Origin of the sequence: Riemerella columbipharyngis (assembly GCF_900101995.1) — a bacterium.
Classification (GTDB): domain Bacteria; phylum Bacteroidota; class Bacteroidia; order Flavobacteriales; family Weeksellaceae; genus Riemerella; species Riemerella columbipharyngis.
Window position 1 is genome coordinate 1 of sequence record NZ_FNAS01000032.1, and the last position, 4414, is coordinate 4414.

Consider the following 4414-nt stretch of genomic DNA (forward strand, 5'->3'; position numbering starts at 1 on the left):
ACAACTGGATGAACTTATTAAATATAAAATAATGGCAACACTAAAAGAACTCAAAGAGCTATTGGCGGAGCAAAGTGCCGTAGATATAGCGATAGCGGTGTCTGGTTTTACGGGCTTCCGGACAACCTTGTTGGAGGAGCTGACGCAAGAGGAAATAGATAAGCTCTATAACATACACGCACCAAAGCCCGAGCCTACAATGGACGAAGAATTTAACGCGCTCAAATATGAGCTTGTCCTCAAAGAATGGCGGTCTAAAATTCTCGCTCTTGCAGAACGAGAGGGCATAAAAGAGCCTAAGAGCTGGCATAAATTTAATGACTGGATGATACTTTATAGCATCTATAAAAAGCCACTAACAGCACACAATATAGAGGAATTGAAAGAACTTTATAAGCAGTTTAGAGGGATAGAAAGAAATAATAGGAAATTCGCTGAAAAACCGCTAAACAAAGCGTGGTGGAGGAAAGCTGGAGAAATTAAAAATTTAAACTGATGAAAGCAGAATTTACAACACCGGAAATAGAGATACTGAAGCAATTTAACGCCATTACAGGGCGGAGGTTTAGAGCGACAAAAAGTAACCTCAAAGGCATCTCTGCACGCCTCAAAGACGGCTACACGGAGCAGGAAATCATAGAGGTAATCCAAGTGAAAACATTAGAGTGGAAAAATAACCCAACAATGAGCGCGCATCTGAATCCGGTAACCATATTCCGCCCGAGCAATTTTGATAAATACATTAACCAAGTTCTAACGATTAAAGAAAACCCACAACAATATGCCAAACACTTTAAACAAATCAACAGAATTAAAAGCAGTGCAGCAGACGACCTTGCAAGCCTTACAGACTTATACGGAGACTAACCAAGCCTTTAGCCAGATAGCGAAACTGGAGCAGAACCTTAGTATAAGACAAAGCATCCAAAACGCCCAAATATTATGCCAAGAGAGCACAAAAATAGACGCTATAAGGCAGATTATACGTATTGTGGAGTTTTTCTTAAAGGTTACCGGAAAGGAATTAGAACCCTACCAAATACAGATACTTGCGGGCGATTTGTACGAAAAGTTCCAATACGACACAATGGATGATATTATACTTCTTTTTAAAATGGCACGGCAGGGCGACTTTGGTAAGGTTTACCGCTGTGATACTCTGGAAATAATGAATTGGGCTAACTTATACTTAGATATAAAGGCGGAGGAGCGGGAAAAGCTATACTACGATAGCAAAGCGAAACTAACGGAAAAGCAGGGATTTTATTTTCACGAACTGCCAAAGGAGATGCAGAATAAGTTTAACGCAATACTGAAGAAAAGGACGGTAAAGGAGGAGTATTTTTTGCCCCCGAGAATAACGGATTTTTTGACCCAACAAAAGCATAGAGACCAAATAGCCAAAGCGATAAAAGAAGACGAAAATGATAAGACTAACCCCAAAAAATGATATTATAAAGATGGAAATCACTACTCATATTCCGCAGATGGATATTATCCGCTTTCTACAATGTAGAGGCTACGAAGTGAAAGGCTACTGCCTTGTTTTACCGCCGGAAGAGGGCTTTTTGATAGACGAGCCAAGAGCGGAGATATACACCTTTACGGCAACCAAAGAAGGCGAAGAACAAAGCCCTGATAATGAATTTTTAAAAGTCTTTGAGCGGGAAGTTAAAGAAGTTTTAAAGGAATTTATGAAAGTTTAGAATTTAATTCCTACATTTGCCCAGCTATTGTGATTTTGCTTTTCAATTATTATTCGCAATTAGCAAAAAAGCCCTCAAAAGAGGGCTTTATTGTTTTGTTAATATGTTTTTTATCGCATTTCTTAAGTTATCCAAATGCTCCCACTTGAACCTCCCCTCACTGAGATACTTGCTGTAAGTATTACGGGAAATACCACATAGCTTAGCGGCGGCGACATCGGTCATTCCGAGAGCTTTTTGCAATTCCGTTATCTGCCGTGTGGGGGTATTTTTCTCTATTAGCTTTCTGTTTTCCACCACCCATTCCGCAAGGGCGGTAAGCATTTTCGGCGCGTTGGCGTATAGCGAGAGGTCGCCCTCCGCGTGCACATCTTCCGCATCGAAAGATTCGCTTCCTGTAAGTTTATCCAATGGAAATTTAGCGGAAATTTTTAGCCCTGCATTTTCTATGGAGGCAACAGTTGCCCCGTCAATTACTTTTTCTATCTTAAATTTCATATGTTCATTATTTTATTCTCCACACCCTGCGAGAGCCTTCTATCCATCGCTTGGTTTGAAATTTTTTACCTTCAAAAAGAATCATTTGATTCCGCAACAAAGAGTGCTCCTCTTGCGGATATTCAAAGCTATCACCTATCTCCATTTGTGAAAGCAGATAGAAGTACTGCGATGACTTCGAATATATATTCATATTCGGTATTCCTTTTTCTATGGGGGTTTTATCAAAGAAACCTGAGAGCTTGTTTATTTTTTTTGATTTATCTCTATTTTCGATTATCCGCCTTTTTTTTACAACGGAGGTGTAAGTCCTACCCGTCATCCGGCATATTTCCGAAATGGAGTAGTTTTCTTCTATCATTTTTATCTCTTTATCGGTCCAGCTTTCTCCGCGAGAGCGGGTTATTCCTAAAGCTTTTGCTCGCCAGCGGATAGCATCCTTCGAGCGTGGTATCACCTTCATTATTTCCTCAATGGAGAGCTCCCTGTAGTTATCTACAAGGAAGCTTTCCTCCTCTTTCGTCCATTTTTTCATTAGCACCTGTATACCCTTAATTCGTTAACCTTTTTTCCAAATATTTCAATGGATAGCTTATTGGCGTATCTCTCTGATACCCATTCGGAAAAAAAGTTATCCATATCAGCTTGGTGGCTTCTTGTTTTGGCATCTATTCTCACCCTTCTATCGTATCCTTGCAATACCTTTGTAATCACCACATTACTATCTTCGAAAGCTTGTTTTGTAGATTTTATATATTTTTCCATTTTTTTTATTTTTTTTACATTAAAGCATTCATTTTAAATTGCTGATATGCATTCAAAAGGCTGTTGTTGTAAGTATTTTGAGATAGTATATCTATCCCGTTAGCATCTATCATATTGTTATAGCTATTGTCAAGTGCTATGCTTAACGCTAACTTAGTAACTATCCCTTTGATGCCCTTTTTTGTTTTGTAGATGATATTTCCGCTCTCTACTTCATCTAAAAGGTTCTGCATAGCTTCTTTTAGATTAAGGTAACCCCTGAAGTTGCCTTTGTTTTTCATCATCCAGATAATAAGCGCTTTGTATTCTACTAAATCTTCTTTTGTGATGAACTGCTTATTTTCGTAAGCTCTTGCTTCTGAAAGTTTTTCGCTTAGCCCTTTTACTTGATAGTAAAGCTTTTTGTCTTCTTTTTTAAGGGTTTCCATGCTTCTACCAGCTTTAAGTTCTTCGATTTGTCTTTTAATTTCTGTTGTTGTCATTGTAATTTGCTTTTCAATTATGGCGCAAATATACAAACAAATGATTTAATAATGCAAATATTTGTACATAAAAATTTCAAAAAAAATTAATTTTAACATTTGTAAAAACAAAACGAGTTGAAAAACAACTATTTGTAAAAATCTTTGAGAATAGATAAATTTTCATCCGATATGGGTATTCGGAATGCGTTTTCTTTGTCTATCTTGAAATAGTCTTCTGTGGTATTTTTAAACAAGGGAGATATTCCTCGTAATTTGTCTTCTTCTATTTGGGTGGGGGTAGCATTTCGTAGCTTGATAACACCCGTCCGACAATTAAAGTGGTTCGGTGGGAAATAGTGTTGCAAAAAAGGGTCATCTACTTCTACAATAATATCACTCAGAGGCGTGCATATTTCGGAGGTATGACTGTCCATTGTTACCTTGAACTGTACATACGGAAATATATGTTTATCTCTCTGTATTTCCCGCCACTTTCGTCTCATCATCGAATAGCCTATAGCTGTGTTGTATTCTGAATCAACACTTTGATTCAAGGGAAAACCAAGTATTCTTATAGCTTCGCGTTTAAATTCGTTCCAAGAGCGTATGCTGCCGTCTGGGCGAAAAAATAAACAGTTAAGACGCATGCAGTCATCGTAGCTTTTTGCTGCTGAAAACTTCCAGATATTTTCTTTCAGAATGTCTCTAACCTCGTAGTCTGAGGAGTCGTAGTCAATGCTAACGGAGGCTTCTTCCGACTTCTTTTCATTAGGCTGCTCTTTAGGGCTTGGCTTGATACCATAAACCTCCTTAATGGGAGATAAAAGTTCTCCCGCTAGTTCATAAGCCCAATCATTATTACTTTCCATTTGTCAAATATAATACAAAACCCCAACTTGTACAATAGGTTGGGGTTTTGTATTTTTGCAGTAATGAGTAACTTACCACAAAGCAAAGGCAGAAATACAGAACTTATCCGCT

At 38.1% G+C, this 4414-nt stretch carries 9 protein-coding genes; 4 read left to right on the top strand and 5 right to left on the bottom strand.

Going from position 1 to position 4414, the window contains the following annotated elements; translation table 11 throughout:
- The 4 genes from BLS89_RS10195 to BLS89_RS10210 form a co-directional block, all read left to right on the top strand.
- Positions 1-496 (top strand): hypothetical protein (locus BLS89_RS10195; protein WP_092738099.1); only part of this gene is annotated, 496 nt, incomplete at its 5' end.
- Positions 496-867: a conserved phage C-terminal domain-containing protein gene (locus tag BLS89_RS10200; protein WP_092738101.1), complete on the top strand. Its 372-nt coding sequence runs from the start codon at positions 496-498 to the stop codon at positions 865-867. The genes BLS89_RS10195 and BLS89_RS10200, both read left to right, overlap by 1 nt.
- The gene (locus BLS89_RS10205) at positions 821-1450 is read left to right on the top strand and encodes a hypothetical protein (RefSeq protein ID WP_221403663.1); all 630 of its coding nucleotides are present in this window, start codon (positions 821-823) and stop codon (positions 1448-1450) included. The genes BLS89_RS10200 and BLS89_RS10205 overlap by 47 nt, the downstream gene beginning before the upstream one ends.
- Entirely contained in the window at positions 1425-1706 is a 282-nt protein-coding gene (locus tag BLS89_RS10210) for a hypothetical protein (protein ID WP_092738105.1), read from the top strand. The genes BLS89_RS10205 and BLS89_RS10210 overlap by 26 nt, the downstream gene beginning before the upstream one ends.
- An 87-nt stretch (positions 1707-1793) precedes the next feature.
- Here BLS89_RS10210 and BLS89_RS10215 read toward each other — a convergent pair whose 3' ends face one another.
- The 5 genes from BLS89_RS10215 to BLS89_RS10235 form a co-directional block, all read right to left on the bottom strand.
- The gene (locus BLS89_RS10215) at positions 1794-2204 is read right to left on the bottom strand and encodes a helix-turn-helix domain-containing protein (RefSeq protein WP_092738107.1); all 411 of its coding nucleotides are present in this window, start codon (positions 2202-2204) and stop codon (positions 1794-1796) included.
- 7 nt (positions 2205-2211) lie between these two features.
- Complete coding sequence (locus BLS89_RS10220; RefSeq protein WP_092738109.1) at positions 2212-2739, bottom strand: hypothetical protein; 528 nt, start codon at positions 2737-2739, stop codon at positions 2212-2214.
- Positions 2739-2969: a hypothetical protein gene (locus BLS89_RS10225; protein ID WP_092738111.1), complete on the bottom strand. Its 231-nt coding sequence runs from the start codon at positions 2967-2969 to the stop codon at positions 2739-2741. Before BLS89_RS10225 ends, BLS89_RS10220 begins: the two co-directional genes overlap by 1 nt.
- Before the next feature lie 14 nt (positions 2970-2983).
- Complete coding sequence (locus BLS89_RS10230) at positions 2984-3451, bottom strand: hypothetical protein (protein WP_092738113.1); 468 nt, start codon at positions 3449-3451, stop codon at positions 2984-2986.
- A gap of 128 nt (positions 3452-3579) precedes the next feature.
- Positions 3580-4302: a phage minor head protein gene (locus BLS89_RS10235; RefSeq protein ID WP_092738115.1), complete on the bottom strand. Its 723-nt coding sequence runs from the start codon at positions 4300-4302 to the stop codon at positions 3580-3582.
- Between the last annotated feature and the right edge of the window lie 112 nt (positions 4303-4414).

Coding starts and splice junctions, on each gene's coding strand:
- BLS89_RS10225 (WP_092738111.1), bottom strand. CDS start 2,969: ATGGAAAAATATATAAAATCTACAAAACAAGCTTTCGAAGATAGTAAT.
- BLS89_RS10200 (WP_092738101.1), top strand. CDS start 496: ATGAAAGCAGAATTTACAACACCGGAAATAGAGATACTGAAGCAATTT.
- BLS89_RS10235 (WP_092738115.1), bottom strand. CDS start 4,302: ATGGAAAGTAATAATGATTGGGCTTATGAACTAGCGGGAGAACTTTTA.
- BLS89_RS10215 (WP_092738107.1), bottom strand. CDS start 2,204: ATGAAATTTAAGATAGAAAAAGTAATTGACGGGGCAACTGTTGCCTCC.
- BLS89_RS10220 (WP_092738109.1), bottom strand. CDS start 2,739: ATGAAAAAATGGACGAAAGAGGAGGAAAGCTTCCTTGTAGATAACTAC.
- BLS89_RS10230 (WP_092738113.1), bottom strand. CDS start 3,451: ATGACAACAACAGAAATTAAAAGACAAATCGAAGAACTTAAAGCTGGT.
- BLS89_RS10210 (WP_092738105.1), top strand. CDS start 1,425: ATGATAAGACTAACCCCAAAAAATGATATTATAAAGATGGAAATCACT.